Origin of the sequence: Streptomyces sp. NBC_01190, assembly GCF_045039895.1 — a bacterium.
Classification (GTDB): Bacteria; Actinomycetota; Actinomycetes; order Streptomycetales; family Streptomycetaceae; genus Actinacidiphila.
The window spans coordinates 4,080,889-4,105,478 of sequence record NZ_CP108580.1 but is presented as its reverse complement, the minus strand read 5'-3'; the positions used below and the strand labels follow the sequence as shown (position 1 = coordinate 4,105,478).

The following is a 24,590-nucleotide window of genomic DNA, read 5'->3' as shown; positions in this document are numbered from 1 at the left end:
TGTCCCCGAATCGTCCGTTGTGCCGATGTCCAGAAGTTGTCCACAGGCCGCAGAACGTGCCTTGTCCCGACCGAACATTCGGTTAATCTAGCGGTGTCGCCCCTATCCCGCCCAGCTCGACGAGGAGTTGGTCCCATGCCCGCCGATCTCTCCACGGTGCTCTTGATCGAACGCCATCGCGGCACGCTCGACAAGGCGCTGGAGACCATCAGAACCCGTGAGTACTGGTCGCCTTACGCCGAGCACCCCAAGGCGTATCCCGACGCGGAGGCCGGCAAGGCCGCCTTCGAGGCGCTTCTGGGCCACCCCTTCGAGCTGGACCAGCCCGGCACCGACGAATGGACGGGCGGTGAGCGGTCACCGTTCGGAGTAGAGCTCGGGGTGCGGTATCCGCACCCCGACCCCGCCGTGCTGCTGCCCGCGATGCGCGCCGCCGTGCCCGCCTGGAGGGACGCGGGTCCGGAGGCGCGCGCCATGGTGTGCCTGGAGATCCTGGCCCGGATCAACGCCCGGACGCCTGAGTTCGCGCACGCGGTGATGCACACCTCGGGCCAGGCCTTCACGATGGCTTTCCAGGCCGGCGGCCCGCACGCGCAGGATCGCGGCCTGGAGGCGGTGGCGTACGCGTACGCCGAGCAGGTCCGTGTCCCGGAGACGGCCGAGTGGACCAAGCCGCAGGGAAAGCGGGAGCCGATCGGCCTGCGCAAGACCTTCACCGCGGTGCCTCTCGGCATCGGCCTGGTGATCGGCTGCAACACCTTCCCGACCTGGAACGGCTATCCGGGGCTGTTCGCCTCGCTCGCCACCGGAAACGCGGTGCTGGTCAAGCCCCATCCCCGGGCCGTGCTGCCGCTCGCGCTCACCGTGGCCGTGGCCCGCGAGGTGCTGGCCGAGGCCGGCTTCCCGGCCGACCTGGTCTGTCTGGCCGTCGACCGGCCCGGTGAGGGCCTGGCCAAGACCCTCGCGGTCCGGCCGGAGATCCGCGTCATCGACTACACCGGGTCCACCGCCTTCGGCGACTGGCTGGAGGCCAACGCACGGCAGGCACGGGTCTTCACCGAGAAGGCCGGTGTCAACAGCGTCGTCATCGATTCCACCGACGACTACCGGGGGATGCTCGCCAACCTCGCCTTCTCCCTGTCGCTCTACAGCGGCCAGATGTGCACCACCCCGCAGAATCTGCTGATTCCCAGGGACGGCATCAGCACCGACGCCGGACCGAAGTCCTACGACGAGGTGGTCGCCGACCTCGCCGCCGCGGTGGACGGTCTGCTCGGTGACGATGCCAGGGCCAACGCGCTCCTGGGCGCCCTGGTCAACCCGGAGGTCAAGGAGCGGGTCGAGACGGCGGCCGGCATCGGCGAGGTCGCTCTCGCGTCCCGCAGCGTCGCCCACCCCGATTTCCCGCGGGCGGTGGTCCGCACGCCCACGGTGATCAAGCTCGACGGGGCCAAGCCGGACGCGGAGGCGGCGTACATGTCGGAGTGCTTCGGCCCGGTCTCCTTCGCGGTGGCGGTGGACTCGACGGCCGACGGGCTCGAGCTGCTGCGGCGCACCATCCGGGAGAAGGGCGCCATGACCGTCGGCGGCTACACCACCTCACCCGAGGTGGAGCGGTGGCTGGAGGAGGTCTGCTGGGACGAGCGCGCTCAGCTCTCGCTGAACCTCACCGGTGGCGTCTACGTCAACCAGACCGCCGCGTTCTCCGACTTCCACGGTTCCGGCGGCAACCCGGCGGCCAACGCGGCCCTGTGCGACGGCGCTTTCGTCGCCAACCGCTTCCGGACGGTGGAGGTGCGGCGGCCCGCCTGACGGCGCCAGGTGACCGGAGGGCCGACCGGTTGGCTCAGGAACGTCCCGGGACCAGTGGGGAACGGGACGTGGCCGCCCAGTGGTAGAGCGTCATGCCGACGCTGGTGGCGAGGTTGTAGCTGGAGACGTGGGCCCGCATCGGCAGCGCCACCAGTGCGTCGGCGCGCGAGCGCAGCTCGTCCCCGACCCCGTGCCGCTCCGAGCCGAAGACGATCAGCGCGTCGTCGGGCAGTTCGGCGGCGCGGATGTCCCTGCCCTCCGGGTCGAGGACCCAGAGCGGGCCGGGCGGCAGTTCACCGACGTCGCGGCGCTCCACGGCCGTCGCGTAGTGCAGCCCGGCGCCGGATCGCACGACGTTCGGGTGCCATGGGTCGAGGTCGCCGGTGGTGACGACCCCGGTGATGCCGAAACCGGCCGCGAGGCGGACGACCGCGCCGACATTGCCCAGGTTGCGTGGCTGGTCCAGGACCACCACCGGCGAGCGGCGGGGCCGCCGGGTCAGATCGGCCAGGTTGGTCGCCCGGTCCCGGCGGGCGGCGAGCGCGGCCACCCCGGTGGGATGGACCCGGGGCACCAGATCGCGCAGTCCCGGGCCCGGCAGCTCGACGAGGATGCCGGTGAGGTCGCCGACGAGGTCGGGAGCCAGCTCACCGGCCAGCCGCAGCGTGGCCGCCTTGTCGGTGGTGACCGCGACCCGGACCGCGGCACCGAAGCGCAGGGCGTGCTTGAGAGCGTGGAAGCCGTCGAGCAGCACCGAGCCGGGAGCGGCCTCGCGCCAGTGCCGTACGGCCTCGTCCTCGCTCATGGGCGTCAGCCTACGGTGCCGCCGACAGGGCGCCGTTCTCCTGCCGTCCTGCCGTCCTGCCGTCCTGCCGTCCTGTCGGATCAGGACACCGTGCTGGGCGGCGGAGGTCCCACCGCGGGCTGCGTCGCACCGCCGCCCGGGATCACGTCGGGGGTCACCGCTTCCGCCGCGGGGCGCTTGGGACCCAGAAGGCCGGCCGCCCGACCGCCGGCCCACAGCAGGAAGCCGGTCGGCAGGAACACCGCGTCGGCGGCGATCATCGCCAGTGAGAAGAAGGGCAGCCCCAGCAGGATCGCGATCGAGGCGTGCTCCACGATCATCACGCACAGCAGCACGTTCTTCACCCGGCGATTGAAAAGGGTGAAGGGGAAGCCGACCTGGACGATGACCGTCCCATAGGTGATCAGCATGACCATGATGTCGCTGCCGGCCAGCAGATGCGACAGCGCGGGCCAGGGGGTGAAGTCGTCCAGGTGGAGTGGGTAGTAGAGGGCGGTGCCGTCCTGCCAGCGGCTGCCTTGGATCTTGTACCAGCCCGCCGTGGAGTAGATCAGGCAGACCTCGGCGGCGATGACCAGCATCGCGCCGTTGTGGACGATGTTCGCGATGATGTCGAGCACGGTGCGGGGCTCGCCGGGCGCGTAGCGCCGCACCGCCCACCACACCGCCTGTCCTCCCCAGAAGCCCCAGAAGATGAGCCCCCACCCGGCGGTGAGCTTGCCGGCGAGCGTGGCGGCGATCAGGGCCGCGCCCAGCACCGTCCACAAGGCGACGCCGACGGGGTCGAGGCTGGCGCGTGCCTGATCGATCGCGCCGTCGTCGCCGCCAGCGTCGGCGTCGGCGTCCGTCCGGGCTGCCTTGGCCGCCCTCCGGCTGTCGAGGGACCACACCTGGCCGCAGCGGGTGAAGACGAGGTAGATGGCCATGATGTGGACGACGTTGTCTCCACCGTCGCCCATGAAGACGGACCGGTTCTGAAGTGAGAGCACCCCGAGCATGAAGAGCAGCGCCGAGGTCCGGGTCCGCCAGCCCAGCAGCAGCGTGGCGCTCGCCACGATCGCCAGCGCGTAGACCAGCTCGAACCAGCCCCGGCTGTCGCTCCACATCAGCGCGCTGAAGGCGTGGCTGCCCGCGATGATCCGCCGGGCCAGGTCGAGGCCCCAGGGGCTGTCGGGGCCGTAGAGCTCGTCGCGGTGCGGGAATTCGCGCAGCAGATACAGCAGCCAGGTCAGCGAGAACCCTATCCGTACGATCGCGCTCTGGTACGGGCCCAGCGCGCTCTCGGTGAGCCGGCGCAGACCACGGGCCAGGGACCGGTCGAGGCCCGCGCCGAAAGCCGCGAGGGGCGAATCGGCACCGGGATCGGATCCGGCGGCCTTGGCGGGGACGGGGGCGTGACTGCCGGGGGCGCTCACGAGGCGTTCTCCTGCCTGGCCGACTGGCTGGCCGACTGCCCGGCCGCCGTGGCCTTAGCCGCGCTGTCCACGGACCACCACGGGAGCTGGCGGTACTGGGGGCTGGTGAGACTGTTGCCGGCGATCCAGGCGGGTTGGGGTACCGGGGTGGTGGCGGCCCGGGCCTGGACCTGGGTGACGTCGCCGCCGTTGAGTCGTGGGCCGAGACGCATTTCCAGGATCCGCTGGAGGTACTCGCGGCTTATGTCGCTGCGATCGCCCGAGGTGGCCTGCTCCTGCTGGTCGTGGGTGTCGGTGTAGTAGCTCCAGGCGCGGCGCAACTCGTTCTGCTGGGTGTGGCTCGGCACCGGGTCGTGTCGCATGGCGGCCACGTCCATGCCGGTCAGGTCGACCCAGCCGGTGGTCTCGACCACGCCGCCGGGCTTGCGGACCTGGGCGCGCGCCTGGATGTGGATGTTCTGTTGCAGCGGGTCCGGCGCGAACAGCTTCCAGTTCTGCTCGAACTCCGGATAGATGTAGTCGCTGACCGCCGTCGCGTGCTCCTTGCTGAGCGTGTTCGACGGCGCGACGTGCAGAAACACCATGGCCAGGTGGAAAAGCGCGGCCACGGTGACGGCGCCCACCGTCAGCGCCACGAGTATGCGCGCGGGCACCGACAGTCCGCTCACCCGGGGCGGCGGCCCCTCCGTTGACTCCATGGTCTCTCCGCTCTGCCCGCTGCCCATCACCCGGCTGCCGCGGAGCACGCTATCCACCCCGGGCCCCGGCGGTGACCTTACCCAGTTATCCACAGCCTCCGGAATGGGTTGACACTCCCCGCTCGCGCCATCGACCATAGAGTGAACCGAACGATCGGTCGGTCGGGATGGATCGATCGGGAATCTCACCGAGGAGAGGGAGGGGTCCGATGACGACCACGGCGCAGCCTCCGTCCACCGTCGCGGCGGCGGACGCGGCGAACACCGGGAGCACGGCGGCGGACGAAGGAGCGATGCTGGCGGCCTTCGACGCCGCGGTGGCCGCCGACACCCGGATCGAGCCCCGCGACTGGATGCCGGACGCCTATCGGGCCACACTCGTCCGCCAGATGGCCCAGCACGCGCACTCGGAGATCATCGGCATGCAGCCGGAGGCGAACTGGATCAGCCGGGCGCCGTCACTGCGCCGCAAGGCGATCCTGATGGCCAAGGTCCAGGACGAGGCGGGCCACGGCCTCTATCTGTACAGCGCGGCCGAGACCCTCGGAGTGAGCCGGGACGAGCTGCTGGACAAGCTGCACGCGGGCCGCCAGCGCTACTCCTCGATCTTCAACTACCCCACCCTTACCTGGGCCGACGTCGGCGCCGTCGGCTGGCTGGTGGACGGCGCCGCGATCACCAACCAGGTCCCCCTCTGCCGCTGTTCGTACGGTCCTTACGCCCGCGCCATGGTGCGGATCTGCAAGGAGGAGTCCTTCCACCAGCGGCAGGGGTACGAACTGCTGCTGACCCTGAGCCGCGGCACCCCCGCCCAGCACGCCATGGCCCAGGACGCGGTGAACCGCTGGTGGTGGCCGTCGCTGATGATGTTCGGCCCGCCGGACGACGAATCGGCGCACTCCGCCCAGTCCATGGCGTGGAAGATCAAGCGGCACTCCAACGACGAACTGCGCCGCCGCTTCGTGGACATATGCGTCCCCCAGGCCGAGGTGCTCGGGCTCACTCTGCCCGACCCGGACCTGCGGTGGAACGAGGCGCGGGGCGGATACGACCACGGACCGATCGACTGGACGGAGTTCCAGGAGGTGCTGCGCGGCAACGGTCCCTGCAACGAGCAGCGGCTGGAGCGGCGCCGCACCGCACACGAGGACGGTGCCTGGGTCCGTGACGCGGCGGTCGCGTACGCCGCCAAGCACCAGGAGGCACAGGCATGAGCGGAGAGGAAGCCGACCGGCCGGCCGCGCAGTGGCCGCTGTGGGAGGTCTTCGTCCGCAGCCGGCGCGGACTCAGCCACACGCACGCGGGCAGTCTGCACGCGCCCGACGCGGAGATGGCGCTGCGCAACGCCCGCGACCTTTACACCCGGCGCGCCGAGGGCGTCTCCATCTGGGTGGTGCCGTCGACCGCTGTCACCGCCTCCTCGCCCGACGAGCGGGACCCGTTCTTCGAGACGGCCGCCGACAAGCCCTACCGGCACCCGACCTTCTACGAGATCCCGGAAGGGGTGAAGCACCTGTGACGCCCACCGACACGACCGGACCGTCCGGCGCCATCGGACCGGCCCTTTCCGCCGCCGCCCGCGCACTGGGCGACGACGCCCTGGTACTCGCCCAGCGGCTGGGGGAGTGGGCCGGAAACGCGCCGGTGCTCGAAGAGGACGTGGCCCTCACCAACATCGCCCTGGACCTGCTCGGCCAGGCCCGCACCCTGCTGTCGCTGACCGGTGACGAGGACGAGCTGGCGTTCCGGCGCGCGGAGCACGAGTTCCGCAATGCGCAGTTGGTGGAGCGTCCCAACGGGGACTTCGCCGACACCATCGCCCGCCAGTTGTGCTTCTCGGTCTACCAGGAACTCCTCTACGCCGAGCTGGCCAGGACCGAAGGCCCCCTCGCACCGCTCGCCGCCAAGGCGGTCAAGGAGGTCGCCTACCACCGGGACCACGCCGAGCAGTGGACGCTGCGACTCGGTGACGGTACCGAGGAGAGCCACCTCCGCATGCAGCGAGCCCTGGACAGCCTGTGGCGGTACACCGGCGAACTCTTCGAGCCGCTGGACGGCCTGGGTATCGAACTGCCTGCGCTGCGTGGGCCGTGGCTGGAGCGGGTGACAGCGATCGCGGAACGGGCCACGCTGGCGATACCGGTAGGCGCCGACAGCACCTCCTGGTCGGCCGGCGCGGGGCGGCAGGGCGTCCACACCGAGCCGTTCGGTCTGCTGCTGGCCGAGATGCAGTACCTGCACCGCGCCCACCCCGGAGCATCCTGGTGACCGCCGCCCACGTCGCCACGACGGCCGACACCCATGAGGACGCCGCCACCACCGCGCTGGAGCAGGAGCTGCTGCGACTGGCCGGCGCGGTGCCCGACCCCGAGCTGCCGGTGATCTCGCTCGCCGAACTGGGAGTGCTGCGCGGGCTGCGGATCGTCGGCCCCGGCCGGGTGACCGTGGAGCTGACCCCGACCTGGACCGCCTGCCCCGCCCTCGACACCATGGCCGACGACGTCACCGAAGTGCTGAAGGCGCACGGCGTTGCCGAGGTGGAGGTGCGAACCGTGCTCTCGCCCGCCTGGTCGACCGACGCGATCAGCGCGGAAGGGCGCCGCAAGCTGACCGAGGCCGGAGTGGCGCCGCCGCGTCACTCCTCCGGCGCCTCCCCCACGGTCCCGTCCTCCCCCGGACGGCACCCGGGAGCGGATCGTACGGCCCCGGTGAGCGTTGAGCTGGCGATCCGCTGCCCGCACTGCGGCTCCACCGACACCCGGCTGCTGAGTCCCTTCTCCTCAACGGCCTGCAAGGCGTTGCGGCGCTGCGCGTCGTGCCGCGAGCCGTTCGACCACTTCAAGGAGGTGTGAGTGTTCCATCCGCTCCGGGTGGCGGAGGTCCGCCCGCTCACGGACGACTCGGTGACCATCTCCTTCGAGGTCCCCGAGGAACTGCGCGCCGCCTACCGCTACACCCCCGGCCAGCACATCGCCATCCGCCGCCGGATCGCCGACAGCGAGATCCGGCGGACCTATTCCCTGTGCGACCCGGTACCCGGTTGGTCGGCCGGAGGGGAGCCCGGTGACGGGCCACGGCTGCTGCGGGTGGGCGTGCGGGCGGTCAAGGACGGGGAGTTCTCCACCTACGCCCTGAAGGAGTTGCTCGCCGGAGAGGTGCTGGACGTGATGACCCCGGCGGGTCGGTTCGTGCTGGAGCCGCGCCCGGGACGGTTCGCCGCGGTGGTGGGCGGCAGCGGCATCACCCCGGTGCTGTCACAGGTCGCCACGCTGCTGGCCCGGGAGCCGGAGGCGAGCTTCTGCCTGATACGCAGCGACCGTACGGCCGCGTCCACGATGTTCCTGGAGGAGGTGGCCGATCTGAAGGACCGGTGGCCGGACCGGTTCCAGCTGGTCACCGCCCTGTCCCGGGAGGAGCAGCAGTCCGGGCTGCCGACCGGCCGTCTCGACGCGGACCGGCTCACTACGCTGCTCCCCGCCCTGCTGCCGGTTCCCTCGGTCGACGGCTGGTATCTGTGCGGTCCGCTGGGTCTGGTCGCCGCCGCCGAGCTGGCGCTGCGCACCCTCGGCGTCCCCCGCTCGCGGGTCCACCAGGAGATCTTCCATGTCGATGAGGCACCGACAGCCCTGATGGCGGCCGAGTCGGCCGTGGCGACCGGAACACTGCCCGGGATCGCGGGCACCGTACGGGCGACGCTCGACGGGCGGGGCGGAAGCTGGCCGTCGACAGCCGGCGAGTCAGTGCTGGAGACGGTGCTGCGCAACCGGTCGGACGCGCCTTACGCCTGCAAGGGCGGCGTGTGCGGCACCTGCCGGGCCAAGCTGCTCTCGGGCGAGGTGCGGATGGACCGGAACTTCGCGCTGGAACCCGAGGAGACAGCGGCCGGTTATGTGCTGGCGTGCCAATCCCACCCGGTGACACCGGTGGTCGAGGTCGACTTCGACGCCTAGCCGAGGCGGGCCGAAGTTGACCTCGATGCCCGGAGGATCTCCGGCGGGCGGACGCCTAGAGGACGTAGCCTTCGGCGCCGCTGCCGTCCACCACCGGGCGGCCGGCGGCCTCCCAGTCGAGCATGCCGCCGCTGACGTTGACGGCGTCGACGCCCTGTCCGATCAGATACTGGGTGACCTGGGCCGACCGCCCGCCGACGCGGCAGACCACGTGGACCCGGCCGCCCTCCGGCACATCACCCATGCGGGCGACGATCTCGTTCATCGGGATGTGCACCGCGCCCTCGGCGTGCCCGGCGGCCCACTCGTCGTTCTCCCGGACGTCGAGCAGGATCGCGTCGGCCGGTACGGCGGTGGCATCCACCGCGGGTAGCTGGGAGCGGAACATGGGGCGCGGCCTCCTGGAACGGCGACAGTCGCGGTCGCGAGGCGCGAACCGCAGCGGGGTACGGAGAAAAGCTACCTCAGCCGTCACCGGGGCCGACCGCACTGCACCGGCTCCGGCGCCCGGCGCCTCCTGCCCAGAGGGCAGCCGCTCGCGGCCGACCATGACACCCGATGCGACCGGCAGAAGCCGTCGGTCAGCTTCCCGACTTCTGGCGGACGAGTTCGGCGAGCCGGGCCTCCCGCTGGGCGACCTGGGTGAGGAGTTGCTCGGCGATCTCGTTGAGCAGCGCGTCCGGGTCGTCGGGCGCCAGTCCCATCATCTGCCCGATCGCGCTGTCGGCCAGCTCGGCCGCCGTCGCCGCCAGCTTCTCCTTGCGCTCGGCCAGCCAATCCAGCCGGGCGTAAAGGACCTCGGCCTCGCCGGGCAGTTCCTCCTCCGGCACCGGCCCGGCGTCCCACTCCTCCGACAGCGCCCGCAGCAGATCCTCGTCGGCGTAGGCGTACGCCTCGTTGACCCGGGCGATGAAGGCGCTGCGGCGCTCCTTCTCGGCTTCGTCCTGGGCCAGGTCCGGGTGGGCCTTGCGGGCCAGCTCCCGGTAGAGCCGCTGAGCCTCCTTGCCGGGGCGTACCCGGCGCGGCGGGTTGGGGTCCTCGACCGGCCGTACCCCGTCGGCGCCCAGCAGCCCGTCGAACAGCTCCTCGACCCCGGGCATCGGCATCACCAGGGCGCGCGCCTCCCAGGCGCGCTCTATGTCCGCGCGTTCACCGCTGTGCGCCGCCACCGCCTCGGCGATCAGCGCGTCCAGCTCGTCGAGCCGGGCGTACATCGGGCCGAGCCGCTGATGGTGCAGCCGGGAGAAGTTCTCCACCTCGACCCGGTAGGTCTCCACCGCGATCTCGAACTCGATCAGGGCCTGCTCGGCCGCGCGCACCGCCTTCGCCAGCCGATCCTCGGCGCCCGGCGCGGGCGCGGAGGCGGCGGACGATTCGGTTCCGGAGGTGTTCGTCACTCGGACAGCCTAGGCCCTGCGCGGCTTGTACCCGTCAAGCGGCGAATCGGGGCGCGATCGCGATCTCCGCCGTCGGCCGCCTGTCCCGTGTCGTGCCGGGTCACTCCCCGTCGCGGCGGACGGATCCGTGCGGTCGACTCCCCGATCCCGGGATCCCCCTGCCGACGGCCCATGATCGGCCGGAAAGGATCCGCAGACGGTTCCCGTGAGCGTGATGTTCCACGTGGAACCATGCTCCGACGCACCGTCCCCGCTCACTCTCCCCGCCGACCCCCTGAAGGGCCTGTTCACCGCCGCCACCCGCCGCCCCGGGAGGGTTGTTCGGCGGCTCGTCAGCGGATGACCTGTCAGCATCCACCGGTGGGGGGCAATCCGGCAATTCGGTCGTCCTCCCTCGCGATTTCGTGCTTGCCTTGAATCCAGGACCCTACTCAGCGCCGAACTGCAGGTGCACGACGTTGGACGAGATCACCAGGCAATCCGCATCCCCTGACGCAGATCCATACACCGGCATTCCAGCGGACCACCAACAGCGCCCCGACCAGGAGCCGGAGCAGCGGGAGTCCGAATTTCCGGTCCGGGACCTTCCGCGGCGGACCCGCCCGAAGAGCCCGCAAGCCACCGATCGCCCCGAGCGCGCCACCGCCTCCGGGCCGGACGCCCAGGCCACGCCTCTGCCGCCGCTCGACGGGTCGACCGAGTCCGTACCAGGCACCCCCATCGCCCTGCCGACGGGGCAGATCCCAGGAATGGCCGCGCTGGTCCGCCTCGCCGTCCTCTGCGTCGACCCGGACGGCCGCGTCTCCTATTGGAACCGGGGCGCCGAGGAGCTCTTCGGCCACCGCTGGGAGCACGTCTTCGGCCACCGCGCGTCCGGCCTGCTCTCGGCCGGCCCCCGGACGCCGAGTGCGGCGGTGCGATCGGCCACCCAGCACCAGGACACGATGGACCTGCTCGAGGACCTCACCAACCCGGCGTGGGCCGGCGCGCTGGCGGCCACCGACCGGGACGGCACCCTCAAAGACGTCCTGTGGTGGACGTATCGCGTGGTGGAGCCGGGCGGCCGGAGCCTGCTGGCCATCGCGACCCACGCCAAACCGCTGCGCACCGGCGGCCTGCGGATCGCCCTCGGCGGACGGCTGCTGCCGTACACCGCGGAGGGCCCGACCCGGCAGGACATCGCGGTCGCCGCCGTGCTGAGCCCTCCCGCCGATCCGGCCGGCGGGTTGGCGCTCGCCAGCCGGCTCGGCAGTGTGCTGCCCGGGGTGAGCCCCGGCCGTTTCGACCGGATCGTCCGCCACATCTCCTCGCTCGGCCATCCCGGCCTCGAGGTCGAGGGCGGGACCCGGCTGCCTGTCGTGCCGCACGACTACGCCCGGGCTGCCGAGGCCTCCCGCGCCACCGGACCGGTCGTCCGACGGGAGCTCCTGCCGCCTCAGCCCGATGAGCCGACCGGCGAGAACACCTCACCCGACGCCGATCTCTCCAGCGCGTCCGCGCTCACCGCCGTCCCATCGGTCGGCCGGCCGTCAGGCCCCTCGTCCTGGCCGTCGCCGTCGACGCTCTTCGCCCCCGTGCTGCCCGGTGACAACGGCCTGCCACCAGGCCAGGAGGCCCCGGCCGTCCCCCGCCCCCTCGCGGGCAACGCGCTGGACGAACAACTCTCGCTGCTCCGCGAGACCGGCGCGGTGGTCGGCTCCACCCTCGATCTGCACACCACCGCGCGCGAGCTGTGCTCGGTGACCGTGCCGCGCTTCGCCGACTTCGCCGGCGTTCTCGTGGTGGACCAGCTCTTCTCCGACACCGAGCCGCCGAAGGACGACCGGCCCGGCCACGGCGTCCTCGTCCGCCGGGTCGCGATCGTCCACAACGGACCGCCCGGAGCGTGGGAAACGGCGCTGCCGGAGGGCGAGTTGATGCTGCTGGCGGCTGACGAGATCGTGCCGCGGCTCGGCGACCCGGTACTCGTCCCCGTCGTGGATCCCACCCTCGCCCCCGACATCGCCCTCGACCTGGGCGTGCCGGCCCTCGGCCCGCTGCTCGCCGGCCACTCCATGATCATCGCGCCGCTGACCGCCCGGGGCACCGTGCTCGGCCGGGTCTGTTTTCTGCGCGGGCCGGGCCGCCGCCCGTTCGACGCGCGGGACGCCGCCACCGCCACCGAGGTGGTGGCCCGCGGCGCCGTGCACATCGACAACGCCCGGCTGCACCGCCAGGAATCGCGTGCGGCGGCCACCTTGCAGCGCTCGATGATGCCGACCCGGCCGCCCCGGATCCCCGGCGTGCGCATCGCCCACCACTACATGCCGGGCGACCGCCAGGCCCAGGTCGGCGGCGACTGGTTCGACGCGATCCAGCTCCCCGGCGGCCGGGTCGCCCTGGTCGTCGGCGACGTGATGGGGCACGGGTTGCAGGCCGCCGCGGTGATGGGCCAGTTCCGCACCGCGGTGATCACCATGGCGGCTCTCGACCTGCCGCCCGCCCAGTTGCTGCGCCACCTCGACAACCTGGCCCACCGGCTCAGTCCGGAACACCTCGCCACCTGCGTGTACGTCGTCTACGACCCGATCAGGCGCTCCCTGACCCTGGCCAACGCGGGCCACATCCCGCCGGTGCTGGCCCATGACGGGCGCAGCGAACTGCTGGAGATCCCCGGCGGCGCGCCGATCGGGGTGGGCGGTGTGCCGTTCGAGACGGTGGAAATCCATGTGCCGGACGGCAGTTGGCTGGTGCTGTGCACGGACGGGCTGGTGGAGGTGCGGGGGCAGGGTATAGACGCGGGCCTCGCGGCCCTGTGCGCGACCGTGATCGAGCCGGAGCAGTCACCGGAGGACGTGTGCGCGCAGATCCTCGGCCAGGTGCACTCGGAGGACCGCAGGGACGATGTGGCGCTGCTCGTCGCCCGGTTCGAGGGCATCGCACCGGAGGACGTGGTGCGCTGGACGCTGCGCCTCGACAACCGCGAGGTGGCCGCGGCCCGTGACCTGACCCGTCGCCAGCTCGCCCAGTGGGGTCTTCAACGGCTGAGCGACACGGCCGAGTTGCTGGTCAGCGAGCTGGTCACCAACGCGATCAGGGCCGCTTCCTACGAGGTGGAGCTACGGCTGATGCGCGTCGGCAAGCTGCTGGTCGAGGTGAGCGACGACAACCACAATCTGCCGCACCTGGAACGGGCCGACGCCGATGACGAGCAGGGCCGCGGGCTGGGGCTGGTGTCGCATCTGTCCCAGCGGTGGGGGACCAGCAGAAAGGCGGTCGGCAAGGTCGTCTGGTTCGAGTTGCCGCTGCCGCCGGCCCCCGACGAGCGCTGAGCCGGACACACCCGACCCGGAACCCGGACCCGAAGGCCCCGGAACCCGGAGCGAAGCCCCATCGACGTCCGGACCCGGCCGCCCCGGTCATCACGCGGACGCAGCACCGCGTCCACGGCCGAAGCCACCCACCGGTGGTCATGCCATCGGTGGGCCGGCTCCGTTGCTCGGGCGACGACCCGCCGTACGACGGCCTCGCGGCCGGTGCCGCTCGATCAGAGGTTGACGCCGAAGTCCTGGGCGATGCCGCGCAGGCCCGAGGCGTAGCCCTGACCGACGGCCCGGAACTTCCACTCGGCGCCATTGCGGTACAGCTCGCCGAAGACCATGGCGGTCTCGGTCGAGGCGTCCTCGGTGAGGTCGTAACGGGCGATCTCGGCGCCGCCGGCCTGGTTGACGACGCGGATGAACGCGTTGCGGACCTGGCCGAAGCTCTGCTGGCGCGTCTCGCCGTCGTAGATCGAGACCGGGAAGACGATCTTTTCCACCTCGGCGGGCACGGTCGCCAGGCTCACCTTGATCGCCTCGTCGTCGCCCTCGCCCTCACCGGTGAGGTTGTCACCCGTGTGCTCGACCGACCCGTCGGGGCTCTTGAGGTTGTTGAAGAAGATGAAGTGCTTGTCCGAGACGACCTTGCCCGAGGAGTCGAGCAGCAGCGCGCTCGCGTCCAGGTCGAAGTCCGCGCCGGTGGTGGTGCGTACGTCCCAGCCCAGGCCGACGGTGACCGCCGTGAGTCCGGGGGCCTCCTTCGTCAGCGAGACATTGCCGCCCTTGGAGAGGCTGACACCCATGGTGGATCTCCCTGCTCGGTTCGGCGCGGGCCACGCCTCTTGACGATTCCTTTGCCCGATTACTTCAACGGAAACCAGCCTGCCCCGGTTCCCCGCCGTGTGCCACCGTTCTCCCCGAGGCGTGTCGATTGCTTGACGTACCTTTAACCCGTTATCTCCCGGAAAGTGGAGGCATCCCCGGGCGAGGCCACCGACGGGCCGTTCCCGGGTGAGGCCGACGCCGGGCCGGCATCGCCCCCGGACTCGACCCGCTGGACCCGCTCGACGGCCCAGCGGGCCCACTCCTCCTGCATGGCGGTCAGCCGCAGCCCGTACTCCAGCGCGAGCCGGCCGTAGACCGACAACGCGTCGTCACCCCATTCCACCGCCGCCTCCAGCTCTTCCAGAGCGATATGCCCGGCGGCCGCCCGATCCGCCTCGAGACCGAGATACACGGTGGCCTCCACCCGGGTGAGCACGCCCAGGAAGAAGACCCTGAGCAAGGTCTCGCTGCGGCGGATCCGATCGGGCTCGGTCTCGGTGAGCCAGTGGCGCAGCTCGGCCACGCCCTGGTCGGTGATGGCGTACTCCTTGCGCCCGCGTGGGCCCTCGGCGGACACCGTCAGCAGGCCGGAGGCGGCCAGCTTGCCCAGCTCGCCGTACACCTGGCTCTGCGTGGCCGGCCAGACATTGGCGAGCGACGTCTCGAACAGCTTCATCAGGTCGTAGCCGCTGGCCGAACGTTCGGCGAGAAGGCCCAGGACCGCGTGGCGAAGACTCATACAGGACATCTTACCTTCCACTCTTGACAGGTCAAGCGATGACATTCTACTTTTGACATGTCGATAGTGGAATGAAGGTCTGGCCGGTCCGGTCCAGTCCGGGCTAGTCCAGGCCAGGCCAATCCACGCCAGCTCAGTCCAGCCCAGCTCAGCCCAGCCCAGGCCGGTCCAGCACGACCGTCCCCGCACCCGGAGGAATCTCATGAACTACCTGCGCGGCTTCGTCCCGTGGATCGCGTTCGCCGCCGTATCCACCCTCGGCTGGCAGTGGGGCGCGCTGGCCGGGCTGGTGCTCGGTGTGCGACTGGTGGTGTGGGACCGCCGGGCCGGCGTCGCCGCGGACGCGCTGATCCTGGAGCAGAGCACCGCGGTGTATTTCGCGGCACTGACCGCCATCGCCTTCGCCAGGACCGACAGCGGCCTCCACCACTACACGGCCGCCATGTCCATGGCCTGGCTCGCCCTCACCGCGTGGGCCACGCTCGCCGTCCGGCGCCCCTTCACCTCGGGCATAGCCCGCCGCCAGGCACCGCCCGAGGTGTGGAACAGCCCGGTGTTCATACGTCTCAATGTGGTGCTCACCACCGTGTGGGCCGCGGCCTTCACCGTCACCGCCGCCGCGCTCGGCGCGGTGTCCGCCGCCGATCTCGGCGACGCGGTCTCGGTCCCGGTGCAGATAGCCGGGTTCGTGCTCCCCGCGGTCTTCACCGCCCGCTATCCCGAGAAGGTCAAGGCCCGCGCCATCGCCGCCGCGACCGCCACCGCGAAGCCGGCCGCCACCGCCGACCCCGCCGCGACGTCCTGACCCCATCCCCCACAGCGCTCCCCGCACAGCGGGGGCCGGGCACCAAGAGGGCGGGCGACGAAGGCGGGCGCCGGAGCGGCGCCCGCCCAGCAGCACCCCCTGCTCCGGGTCCGAGCAACGAAAACGGACCCCCGGCGATGATTTTCGTCACCGTCGGAGGTCCGTTTTGTTACTGCTTCGCTGTGCGCGAGGGGGGAGTTGAACCCCCACGCCCTTTCGGGCACTGGAACCTGAATCCAGCGCGTCTGCCTATTCCGCCACCCGCGCATGGGTGTTGTCGTTCGGGTCCCGCACACCAGGTGGACTGGCCGGTCCTGTTGGTGGGGGAGCGCCTCCCGACATGCAGAAGATTAGCACGACGCCCGGAGTGGAATCACATGTGTTTGGCCTGGAGCGGGGGAGGCGGGGGTACGAGGAGTCGGGGCGCACACCGGCGGGGGTGCGGCGGAGTGGAGGCGCGCGGCGGTGCGGGACACTAAGGAGACGGGATTGGGAACACTGGCCCCGGGGACCGGTGAAGTGGGGACCGCACATGGATGCCGCATCTACCATCGCTGTTGGCAGGAGCGCTGTTGGCAGGGGTCGCAGACGTGGCGTGGTGTGAGTGTTGACACTGGCCTGCCCAGCAAGATCGGGGAACCAGCTCTTTTTCCCGTGCGTGGATACGATCAGTAAGCAGTATCGGAAATGACGCGAAGAAAGGCCCGGAGGAGGGAGGTGCCCGGTGGGTGTAATGAAGCGCTTTGAGCAGCGGCTGGAGGGCCTGGTGAACGGGACCTTCGCCAAGGTGTTCAAGAGCGAGGTGCAGCCCGTGGAGATCGCGGGCGCGCTGCAGCGTGAGTGTGACAACAACGCGACGATCTGGAACCGCGACCGCACCGTGGTGCCGAACGACTTCGTCGTCGAGTTGAGCACCACGGACTACGAGCGGCTCAGCCCGTACGCGGTCCAACTCGGTGATGAGCTGGCCGGCATGGTCAGGGACTACGCCAAGCAGCAGCGCTACACCTTCATGGGTCCCGTCAAGGTCCACCTGGAGCGGGCCGACGACCTGGACACCGGCCTGTACCGGGTGCGCAGCAGGACCCTCGCCTCCAGCGAGTCCCAGAGCCCCCAGCACGGCGCGGCGCCCTACCAGCAGGCCCCCCAGGGCTACCCGCAGCAGCCGGGGTACGCCCAGCCCGGACCGGCCGCCGTCGACCGGCAGCGCCCCGGCGGCGCTCCTCCGATGCCGCCGGCGCCGCCTCCCGGCGGTGCCAGGCCCGGCGGCGGAGCCCTCGCGGGTGCCGCTCCCGTCACCCGGCTCCCCGGCACCGGCTTCCCGGCCGGCTCCCCCGCGGCCGGCGTTCGCCGCTGGATCGAGATCAACGGCACCCGCCACCAGATCTCCCGCTCGACCCTTGTGCTCGGCCGCTCCACCGAGGCCGATGTCCGGGTCGACGACCCCGGAGTTTCGCGCAAACACTGTGAGATCCGGGTCGGTACGCCCTCTGTTGTCCAGGACCTCGGGTCCACAAACGGCATCGTGGTGGACGGACAGCACACCCAGCGCGCTACGCTCCGCGACGGCTCCCGCATCGTCGTGGGGAGCACCACCATCGTGTACCGGCAAGCCGAAGGGTGAAGCGGGGGCAATGTCAGAGCTGACCCTGACGGTCATGCGGTTGGGTTTCCTTGCCGTGCTGTGGCTGTTCGTGATCGTCGCAGTCCAAGTCATCCGCAGTGACCTCTTCGGCACGCGGGTGACCCAGCGGGCGGCGCGCCGCGGCGACGGCCAGTCCCGTCCGCCGCAGCAGCGCCAGCAGCAGGCCCAGCCCGCGCCCCGCCAGCAGCCGCAAGGCAACCGGCAGCGGCGCGGTGCACCCACCAAACTGGTGGTCGCAGAGGGCTCGCTGGCCGGCACCACCGTCGCGCTCCAGGGCCAGACCATCACCCTCGGCCGGGCGCACGACTCCACGATCGTGCTCGACGATGACTACGCGTCCAGCAGGCATGCCAGGATCTACCCGGACCGCGACGGCCAGTGGATCGTCGAGGACCTCGGATCCACGAACGGCACCTATCTGGACCGGAACCGGCTGACCACGCCCACGCCGGTCCCGTTGGGTGCGCCGATCCGCATCGGCAAGACCGTCATCGAGCTGCGGAAGTAGTCGCACAATGGGCGAGCGGAGCCACGACGCGCGAGCGAGAGGGTGGGCAGCGTGCGGATGTACCCGGAGCCGACGGGGGAGGTACGCATGTCTCTGAGCCTGCGTTTCGCCGCCGGTTCGCACAAGGGCATGATCCGCGAGGGGAACGAGGACTCCGGCTACGCCGGCCCCCGTCTGCTCGCGATCGCCGACGGCATGGGCGGCCAGGCCGCCGGTGAGGTCGCCTCCTCCGAGGTCATCTCGACCATCGTCACTCTCGACGACGACATCCCCGGCTCCGACATCCTCACGTCGCTGGGCACGGCGGTGCAGCGGGCCAACGACCAGTTGCTGCACATGGTCCAGGAGGATCCGCAGCTCGAAGGCATGGGCACCACGCTGACCGCCCTGCTCTGGACCGGCCAGCGGCTCGGCCTGGTGCACGTCGGCGACTCCCGCGCGTATCTGCTGCGCGACGGCGTACTGACCCAGATCACCCAGGACCACACCTGGGTGCAGCGGCTGGTGGACGAGGGCCGGATCACCGAGGAGGAGGCCACCACCCACCCGCAGCGCTCCCTGCTGATGCGCGCGCTGGGCAGTGGCGAACACGTCGAGCCGGACCTGTCCATCCGGGAGGTGCGGGTCGGCGACCGGTATCTGATCTGCTCCGACGGCCTGTCCGGCGTCGTCAGCCACCAGACGCTCGAGGACACCCTCGCCGGATACCAGGCACCGCACGAGACGGTGCAGGAGCTGATCCAGCTCGCCCTGCGCGGCGGCGGCCCCGACAACATCACCTGCATCGTCGCCGATGTGCTGGACACCGACGACGGCGACACGCTGGCCGCGCAGCTCAACGACACCCCGGTCGTGGTCGGTGCCGTCGCGGACACCCAGCTCCCCCTCCAGGACGCCCGCCACCTGGAGACGCCGGCCGGCCGTGCCTCCGAGCTCGGCCGCACCCCGCAGCAGGGCGGCGGCGCCGGGACCTTCGGGCCGCCCGGCAGTGGCGCGGCGGCCGACGGCGGCGTCCTCGGCTCCTTCGGGTCGTACGACGACGAGGATTTCGAGAAGCCGGGCAAGAGCCACCGGGCGCTGAAGCGCAGTCTGGTCAGCCTCGTGGTGCTCGCGGTGATCGGCGGCGGCCTCTACGGCGCGTACGCCTGGACCCAGACGCAGTACTACGTCGGTGCGAACGACAACCACGTCGCGGTCTACCAGGGCATCGACCAGAAGCTGGCCTGGATCAGCCTGTCGAGGGTCCACAAGGACCGCCCCGACATCGAACTCAAGTACCTCCCGACCTACCAGCAGAACCGGCTTCAGGACACCATCGCCGTGGCGAGCCTCGGCCAGGCCAACGACAAGGCCGATGAACTGGCCCTCCAGGCCACTGTGTGCAAGAAGGTCGCCGACGCCAAGGCCGGCGCCAAGACGTCAGGCGGCGCGGCCACCGGCTCGGCGAGCGCCAAGCCCACCACCAAGCCGAACGTGAACCCCAGCGCGAAGCCCGGCGGCAAACCCGCCGGCTCGAAGCCCACCACCAGTCCCACCCCGACGACCGCCCCCACCCCGTCCCTGACGCCGGAAGAGAAGAATCTGGCAGGGGAATGCGGTACGGGCCAGCAGTAGCAGGAGGGGTCGGCTCGTCATGAGCGCCAGCAATACCACCACCATCACGTCCATCGGCGCCCCCAACCGGCGCAACACCGAGCTGGCGCTGCTCGTCTTCGCGGTCGTCATCCCGCTCTTCGCCTACGTCAACGTGGGCCTCGCCAAGAACGACTCGGTCCCCGCCGGGCTGCTCGGCTACGGCGTCGGCCTCGGCGTGCTGGCCGGCGGCGCCCACCTCCTGGTGCGCAAGTACGCCCCGTACGCGGACCCGCTGATGCTGCCGATCGCCACCCTGCTCAACGGCCTCGGCTTGGTGCTGATCTGGCGGCTCGACCAGGAGCCGTCGCTCGGCGCCGCCATGGCGCCCAACCAGCTCATGTGGTCCGCCCTCGGTCTGGTGCTGTTCGTGCTGGTGCTGGTGTTCCTCAAGGACCACCGGATCCTCCAGCGCTACACGTACATCTCGATGGTGGTCGCGCTGGTCCTGCTGATCGCGCCGATCTTCTTCCCCGGCGTCAACGGCGCGAAGATCTGGATCACGCTGCCGGGTATCGGCTCGCTCCAGCCCGGCGAGTTCGCCAAGATCATCATCACCGTCTTCTTCGCCGGCTACCTGATGGTCAAGCGGGACGCCCTCGCCCTGGCCAGCCGCCGCTTCATGGGCCTGTACCTGCCGCGCGGCCGCGACCTCGGCCCGATCCTGGTGGTCTGGGCGATCAGCCTGCTGATCCTGGTCTTCGAGACCGACCTCGGCACCTCACTGCTCTTCTTCGGCCTCTTCGTGATCATGCTCTACGTGGCCACCGAGCGGACCAGCTGGATCGTCTTCGGCCTGCTGCTCAGCGGCGGCGGCGCGGTGCTCGTGTCGATGACCGAGCCGCACGTCCAGGTGCGCGTGCAGAACTGGCTGCATCCGCTGGCGCTGGAGAACGGCGGCGTCACCGAGACCGCGCAGGCCATGTACGCCTTCGGTTCCGGCGGGATCTTCGGCTCCGGCCTCGGCCAGGGCTACTCCCGGCTCATCCTCGGCATCGCCCCCAAGAGCGACTACATCCTGGCCACCGTCGGCGAGGAGCTCGGCCTGGCCGGACTCATGGCCGTCCTGCTGCTCTACGGCTTGCTGATCGAACGCGGCATCCGTACCGCGCTCGCCGCCCGCGACCCGTTCGGCAAGCTGCTCGCCATCGGCCTGTCCGGCGCGTTCGCGCTCCAGGTGTTCGTGGTGGCCGGCGGTGTCACCGGCCTCATCCCGCTGACCGGTATGACCATGCCGTTCCTGGCCCAGGGCGGTTCCTCGGTGATCGCCAACTGGGCGCTCGTCGCGATCCTGCTCCGGATCAGCGACACGGCGCGGCGGCCGGCGCCGAGCCCGGCCCCCTCTCCCGATGTCGAAGCGACCCAGGTGGTGCGCAGCCAGTGAACAAGCCTCTGCGACGGGTCGCGGTCTTCTGCGGTCTGCTCGTCCTCGCCCTGCTGGCCCGGGTGAACTACGTGCAGTTCGTCCAGGCCGACCAGCTCTCCAACGACCCGCACAACCGCCGGGTCGCCATCAACCAGTACGCCCAGCCGCGCGGCGACATCATCGTGGACGGCAAGCCCGTCACCGGCCACACCACGACCACCGGCAGCGACTTCAAGTACAAGCGCACCTACGTCGACGGCCCGATGTGGGCACCGGTCACCGGCCACGCCTCGCAGGCCTTCGGCACCTCCTTCCTGGAGGGTGTGGACGACAAGTTCCTCACCGGCAATGACGACCGGCTCTTCTTCAACCGCACCATCGACCTGCTCACCGGCAAGCAGAAGCAGGGCGGCAACGTCGTCACCACGCTCAATGCCAAGGCGCAGCAGGCCGCCTTCGAGGGCCTGGGGAACAAGAAGGGCGCGGTCGCCGCGATCGACCCCCGCACCGGCGCGATCCTCGCCATGGCGAGCACCCCCTCGTACGACCCCTCGACCATCGCCGGCAACTCCAAGACCGATGAGAAGAACTGGGTCGCGCTCGACAAGAAGAACGATCCGGACGACCCGACACAGAACCGGGCGCTGCGCCAGACCTATCCGCCGGGCTCGACGTTCAAGCTGGTCACCGCCGCCGCGGCGCTGGAGAGCGGCAAGATCACCGATCCCGACCAGGCCACCGACTCGCCCGATCCGTACATCCTGCCGGGCACCACGACCGCGCTCCGCAACGAGGGCACCATCCCGTGCAAGAACGCCACGCTGCGTAACGCGCTCAAGTACTCTTGCAACACGGTCTTCGGCAAGCTCGGGGTCCAGGTCGGCCTCGACAGCATGGTCGGCGAGGCGGAGAAGTTCGGCTTCAACAAGGAACAGTTCATCCCGGTCCGGGCGGACGCCAGCAATTTCGACACCAAGATGAGCGCTGACCATGTCGCACAGTCCTCCATCGGACAGTTCGACACCGCGGCCACCCCGCTCCAGATGGCCATGGTCGCCTCGGCCATCGCCAACAACGGCGTCCTGATGAAGCCCTACGAGGTGGAAAAGCTGGTCGCCCCGAATCTGAGCACCATCTCCCAGACCACCCCGAGCAAGCTGAGCACGCCGCTGTCCCCGGAGAACGCGCAGAAGCTCCAGTCGATGATGGAGACCGTGGTCAACTCCGGCACCGGCACCAACGCCAAGATCCCCGGCGTCACCGTCGGCGGCAAGACCGGTACCGCCCAGCACGGCATCAACAACGAGGGCGTCCCCTACGCCTGGTTCGTGTCGTACGCCATGACCGACCAGGGTTCGCCGGTCGCCGTGGCCGTCGTGGTGGAGGACGCGGCCGCCGACCGCGAGGAGGTCTCCGGTGGCGGCTTCGCCGCGCCGATCGCCAAGAAGGTGATGCAGGCGGTGCTCAACAAGTAGCTGGTCAATACATAAGCGAATTCGGTGGCGCGGCGGACGCGGCCACATACCGGTCCTGTATCGGCGGACGGGCAGGGCGCTGAGACGCGATGTACGCCCGGTAGCGTATGCCCGAGCAGGTAAAGGGCAATGGTTAACGGATTCGGTTGAGATCGGGTTTGAGAGAGGGCAGAGCTATGGAAGAGCCGCGTCGCCTCGGCGGCCGGTACGAGCTGGGCTCGGTGCTCGGCCGCGGTGGCATGGCCGAGGTCTATCTCGCCCACGACACCCGGCTCGGCCGTACCGTCGCCGTGAAGACGCTCCGGGTGGATCTTGCCCGCGACCCGTCCTTCCAAGCCCGGTTCCGCCGCGAGGCCCAGTCGGCCGCCTCACTCAACCACCCGTCGATCGTCGCCGTCTACGACACCGGTGAGGACTACGTCGACGGGGTCTCGATCCCGTACATCGTGATGGAGTACGTGGACGGCTCCACCCTGCGTGAGCTGCTCCACTCGGGCCGCAAGCTGCTGCCCGAGCGCGCCATGGAGATGACCGTCGGCATCCTCCAGGCCCTGGAGTACAGCCACCGGGCGGGCATCGTGCACCGCGACATCAAGCCGGCCAACGTGATGCTGACCCGTACCGGTCAGGTCAAGGTCATGGACTTCGGCATCGCCCGCGCCATGGGCGACTCCGGCATGACCATGACACAGACCGCCGCGGTCATCGGCACCGCCCAGTACCTCTCCCCCGAGCAGGCCAAGGGCGAGCAGGTCGACGCCCGCTCCGACCTGTACTCCACCGGCTGCCTGCTCTACGAGCTGCTGACCGTACGGCCGCCCTTCGTCGGCGACTCACCGGTCGCGGTCGCCTATCAGCACGTACGCGAGGAACCGCAGCCGCCGTCGGTGTACGACCCCGAGGTCACCCCGGCGATGGACGCCATCGTCCTCAAGGCCCTGACCAAGGACCCCAACTACCGCTATCAGTCGGCCGACGAGATGCGGGCCGACATCGAGGCGTGCCTGGACGGCCAGCCGGTCGCCGCGGCCGCCGCGATGGGCTCGGTCGGCTACGGCTACCCGCACCAGTACGGCGACGGCGGCGCCGCCACCGCGTTGCAGCCCCAGCCGGACGCCCAGCACACCTCGATGCTGCCGCCGCTGCGCGACGACGACGGTGGCTACGGCTACGACGACCGCCCGGACCGGCGCCGCCAGAAGAAGAACAAAAACACCTCGACGGTGCTGCTCGTCGTGGCGGGCATCCTGGTCCTGGTGGGCGCGATCTTCCTCGGCAAGGCGATCTTCCCCGGTAACTCACCCGGTTCGGGCGTCACCGTGCCCAACCTGAGCGGCATGTCCCTCGCCGATGCCAGGACCACCGCCGCCAACGTCAATCTCCAGATCGTCCAGGGCCCGGCGACCTTCTGCGACAACGTCGACAAGAACGACGTCTGCAAGCAGACGCCGGCCGCCGACGCCAAGGCGCCGGCCGACAAGACCATCACCGTGAACCTCTCCAAGGGCGCGGCCCCGGTCAAGGTCCTCGACGTCACCCATGACAAGTTCGACGCGGCCCGGCAGCAGCTCCTCGACCAGGGCTTCCAGGTCAAGGAGAAGACGCAGACCTCGACGACCGACGAGGAGGACACCGTCCTCAAGCAGGACCCCGACGGCGGCTCGCTGGCCGCCAAGGGCTCGACGGTCACGCTGACGGTGGCGCAGCAGCCGACGCAGAAGCAGGTTCCGAACGTGCAGAGTCTGCCGCTCTCGACCGCCCAGTCGACGCTGGCGCAGGCCGGCTTCACCAAGGTCACGGTGCAGCGCCAGCCGGACGCGGCGGCCAAGGACACGGTCATCAAGCAGAGCCCTGATGCGTTGAGCTCCCAGACGCTGGACACCCAGATCGTGCTGACCGTCTCCGACGGCCCGCAGACGCAGGCACCGCAGCAGACGATGCCGCCGCTGACGTTCCAGACCGTGGGACAGGCCAAGGCGGCGCTGAACGGGCTCAACCTCAACCTCCAGATCAGCGTCGACAACAACGCGGGCGACGACGCGCGGGTCATGGGAACCGACCCGCAGGCCGGTACACCGCTCCAAGAAGGCCAGACGATCACCCTGCACGTCTTCGGCGGCCAGGGCGGCCCGGGCGCCGGCCAAGGGGACAACCAGGGAGACGGCCAGGGCTGACCCGGCCGGACCGGAAGTCGTACCGACCGGACCGGAAGTCGTACC

General features: G+C 70.5%; 21 protein-coding genes and 1 tRNA gene. 14 read left to right on the top strand and 8 right to left on the bottom strand.

Annotation, left to right across the window (positions count from 1 at the left end):
- Window positions 1-135: 135 nt before the first annotated feature.
- A complete protein-coding gene (paaN, locus tag OG519_RS17105; protein ID WP_405584285.1) occupies window positions 136-1,812 on the top strand; it encodes a phenylacetic acid degradation protein PaaN in 1,677 nt (558 codons plus the stop codon).
- A gap of 34 nt (window positions 1,813-1,846) precedes the next feature.
- Here the strand turns inward: paaN and OG519_RS17100 are convergent, their stop codons facing one another.
- The 3 genes from OG519_RS17100 to OG519_RS17090 form a co-directional block, all read right to left on the bottom strand.
- Window positions 1,847-2,617: a TrmH family RNA methyltransferase gene (locus tag OG519_RS17100; protein WP_405584283.1), complete on the bottom strand. Its 771-nt coding sequence runs from the start codon at window positions 2,615-2,617 to the stop codon at window positions 1,847-1,849.
- Between the two features lie 80 nt (window positions 2,618-2,697).
- Window positions 2,698-4,032, bottom strand: a complete 1,335-nt coding sequence (locus tag OG519_RS17095; protein WP_405584280.1) for an HTTM domain-containing protein — start codon at window positions 4,030-4,032, stop codon at window positions 2,698-2,700.
- Window positions 4,029-4,730, bottom strand: a complete 702-nt coding sequence (locus OG519_RS17090) for a DUF5819 family protein (protein WP_405584278.1) — start codon at window positions 4,728-4,730, stop codon at window positions 4,029-4,031. The genes OG519_RS17095 and OG519_RS17090 overlap by 4 nt, the downstream gene beginning before the upstream one ends.
- Before the next feature lie 293 nt (window positions 4,731-5,023).
- Here OG519_RS17090 and paaA point away from each other — a divergent pair, with 293 nt between their 5' ends.
- From paaA to OG519_RS17065, 5 genes are read left to right on the top strand one after another with little or no spacing between them, the layout of a single operon-like run.
- The gene (gene paaA / locus OG519_RS17085) at window positions 5,024-5,944 is read left to right on the top strand and encodes a 1,2-phenylacetyl-CoA epoxidase subunit PaaA (protein ID WP_405592785.1); all 921 of its coding nucleotides are present in this window, start codon (window positions 5,024-5,026) and stop codon (window positions 5,942-5,944) included.
- Window positions 5,941-6,249, top strand: a complete 309-nt coding sequence (gene paaB, locus OG519_RS17080; protein ID WP_405584275.1) for a 1,2-phenylacetyl-CoA epoxidase subunit PaaB — start codon at window positions 5,941-5,943, stop codon at window positions 6,247-6,249. The genes paaA and paaB overlap by 4 nt, the downstream gene beginning before the upstream one ends.
- Window positions 6,246-6,998: a 1,2-phenylacetyl-CoA epoxidase subunit PaaC gene (paaC, locus tag OG519_RS17075; protein ID WP_405584273.1), complete on the top strand. Its 753-nt coding sequence runs from the start codon at window positions 6,246-6,248 to the stop codon at window positions 6,996-6,998. Before paaB ends, paaC begins: the two co-directional genes overlap by 4 nt.
- Complete coding sequence (gene paaD / locus OG519_RS17070) at window positions 6,995-7,582, top strand: 1,2-phenylacetyl-CoA epoxidase subunit PaaD (protein ID WP_405584270.1); 588 nt, start codon at window positions 6,995-6,997, stop codon at window positions 7,580-7,582. The genes paaC and paaD overlap by 4 nt, the downstream gene beginning before the upstream one ends.
- A complete protein-coding gene (locus OG519_RS17065; RefSeq protein WP_405584267.1) occupies window positions 7,583-8,680 on the top strand; it encodes a 2Fe-2S iron-sulfur cluster-binding protein in 1,098 nt (365 codons plus the stop codon).
- A gap of 55 nt (window positions 8,681-8,735) precedes the next feature.
- Here the strand turns inward: OG519_RS17065 and OG519_RS17060 are convergent, their stop codons facing one another.
- Together OG519_RS17060 and OG519_RS17055 are read right to left on the bottom strand one after the other, a co-directional pair.
- Window positions 8,736-9,068: a rhodanese-like domain-containing protein gene (locus OG519_RS17060; protein ID WP_405584265.1), complete on the bottom strand. Its 333-nt coding sequence runs from the start codon at window positions 9,066-9,068 to the stop codon at window positions 8,736-8,738.
- A gap of 193 nt (window positions 9,069-9,261) precedes the next feature.
- Complete coding sequence (locus OG519_RS17055) at window positions 9,262-10,077, bottom strand: hypothetical protein (protein WP_405584262.1); 816 nt, start codon at window positions 10,075-10,077, stop codon at window positions 9,262-9,264.
- A gap of 749 nt (window positions 10,078-10,826) precedes the next feature.
- Here OG519_RS17055 and OG519_RS17050 point away from each other — a divergent pair.
- Window positions 10,827-13,388, top strand: coding sequence for a SpoIIE family protein phosphatase (locus OG519_RS17050; protein WP_405584259.1), 2,562 nt, complete (start codon window positions 10,827-10,829; stop codon window positions 13,386-13,388).
- 215 nt (window positions 13,389-13,603) lie between these two features.
- Here OG519_RS17050 and OG519_RS17045 read toward each other — a convergent pair whose 3' ends face one another.
- Both OG519_RS17045 and OG519_RS17040 read right to left on the bottom strand, forming a co-directional pair.
- Window positions 13,604-14,179 carry a TerD family protein gene (locus tag OG519_RS17045; RefSeq protein ID WP_405584257.1) on the bottom strand — a complete coding sequence of 192 codons (576 nt, stop codon included), beginning with the start codon at window positions 14,177-14,179 and terminating at the stop codon, window positions 13,604-13,606.
- A 143-nt stretch (window positions 14,180-14,322) separates the two neighbouring features.
- On the bottom strand, window positions 14,323-14,940 hold the full coding sequence (locus OG519_RS17040; protein ID WP_405584254.1) for a PadR family transcriptional regulator: 618 nt from the start codon (window positions 14,938-14,940) through the stop codon (window positions 14,323-14,325).
- A gap of 202 nt (window positions 14,941-15,142) precedes the next feature.
- Here OG519_RS17040 and OG519_RS17035 point away from each other — a divergent pair, with 202 nt between their 5' ends.
- The gene (locus tag OG519_RS17035; RefSeq protein ID WP_405584251.1) at window positions 15,143-15,745 is read left to right on the top strand and encodes a hypothetical protein; all 603 of its coding nucleotides are present in this window, start codon (window positions 15,143-15,145) and stop codon (window positions 15,743-15,745) included.
- A 183-nt stretch (window positions 15,746-15,928) separates the two neighbouring features.
- Here OG519_RS17035 and OG519_RS17030 read toward each other — a convergent pair.
- Window positions 15,929-16,012, bottom strand: a tRNA-Leu gene (locus OG519_RS17030).
- Window positions 16,013-16,469: 457 nt separating this feature from the next.
- Here OG519_RS17030 and OG519_RS17025 point away from each other — a divergent pair.
- From OG519_RS17025 to pknB, 6 genes are all read left to right on the top strand, one after another.
- A complete protein-coding gene (locus OG519_RS17025; RefSeq protein WP_405584248.1) occupies window positions 16,470-17,369 on the top strand; it encodes an FhaA domain-containing protein in 900 nt (299 codons plus the stop codon).
- A gap of 10 nt (window positions 17,370-17,379) precedes the next feature.
- Entirely contained in the window at window positions 17,380-17,898 is a 519-nt protein-coding gene (locus tag OG519_RS17020; RefSeq protein ID WP_405584245.1) for an FHA domain-containing protein, read from the top strand.
- 87 nt (window positions 17,899-17,985) lie between these two features.
- Window positions 17,986-19,512: a Stp1/IreP family PP2C-type Ser/Thr phosphatase gene (locus tag OG519_RS17015; RefSeq protein WP_405584242.1), complete on the top strand. Its 1,527-nt coding sequence runs from the start codon at window positions 17,986-17,988 to the stop codon at window positions 19,510-19,512.
- A gap of 19 nt (window positions 19,513-19,531) precedes the next feature.
- Window positions 19,532-20,914 (top strand): FtsW/RodA/SpoVE family cell cycle protein, encoded by a 1,383-nt coding sequence (locus OG519_RS17010; RefSeq protein ID WP_405584239.1) that lies wholly within the window; start codon window positions 19,532-19,534, stop codon window positions 20,912-20,914.
- Window positions 20,911-22,371 (top strand): peptidoglycan D,D-transpeptidase FtsI family protein, encoded by a 1,461-nt coding sequence (locus OG519_RS17005; protein WP_405584236.1) that lies wholly within the window; start codon window positions 20,911-20,913, stop codon window positions 22,369-22,371. The genes OG519_RS17010 and OG519_RS17005 overlap by 4 nt, the downstream gene beginning before the upstream one ends.
- A 176-nt stretch (window positions 22,372-22,547) precedes the next feature.
- Window positions 22,548-24,545 carry a Stk1 family PASTA domain-containing Ser/Thr kinase gene (gene pknB / locus OG519_RS17000; protein ID WP_405584234.1) on the top strand — a complete coding sequence of 666 codons (1,998 nt, stop codon included), beginning with the start codon at window positions 22,548-22,550 and terminating at the stop codon, window positions 24,543-24,545.
- Window positions 24,546-24,590: the final 45 nt, after the last annotated feature.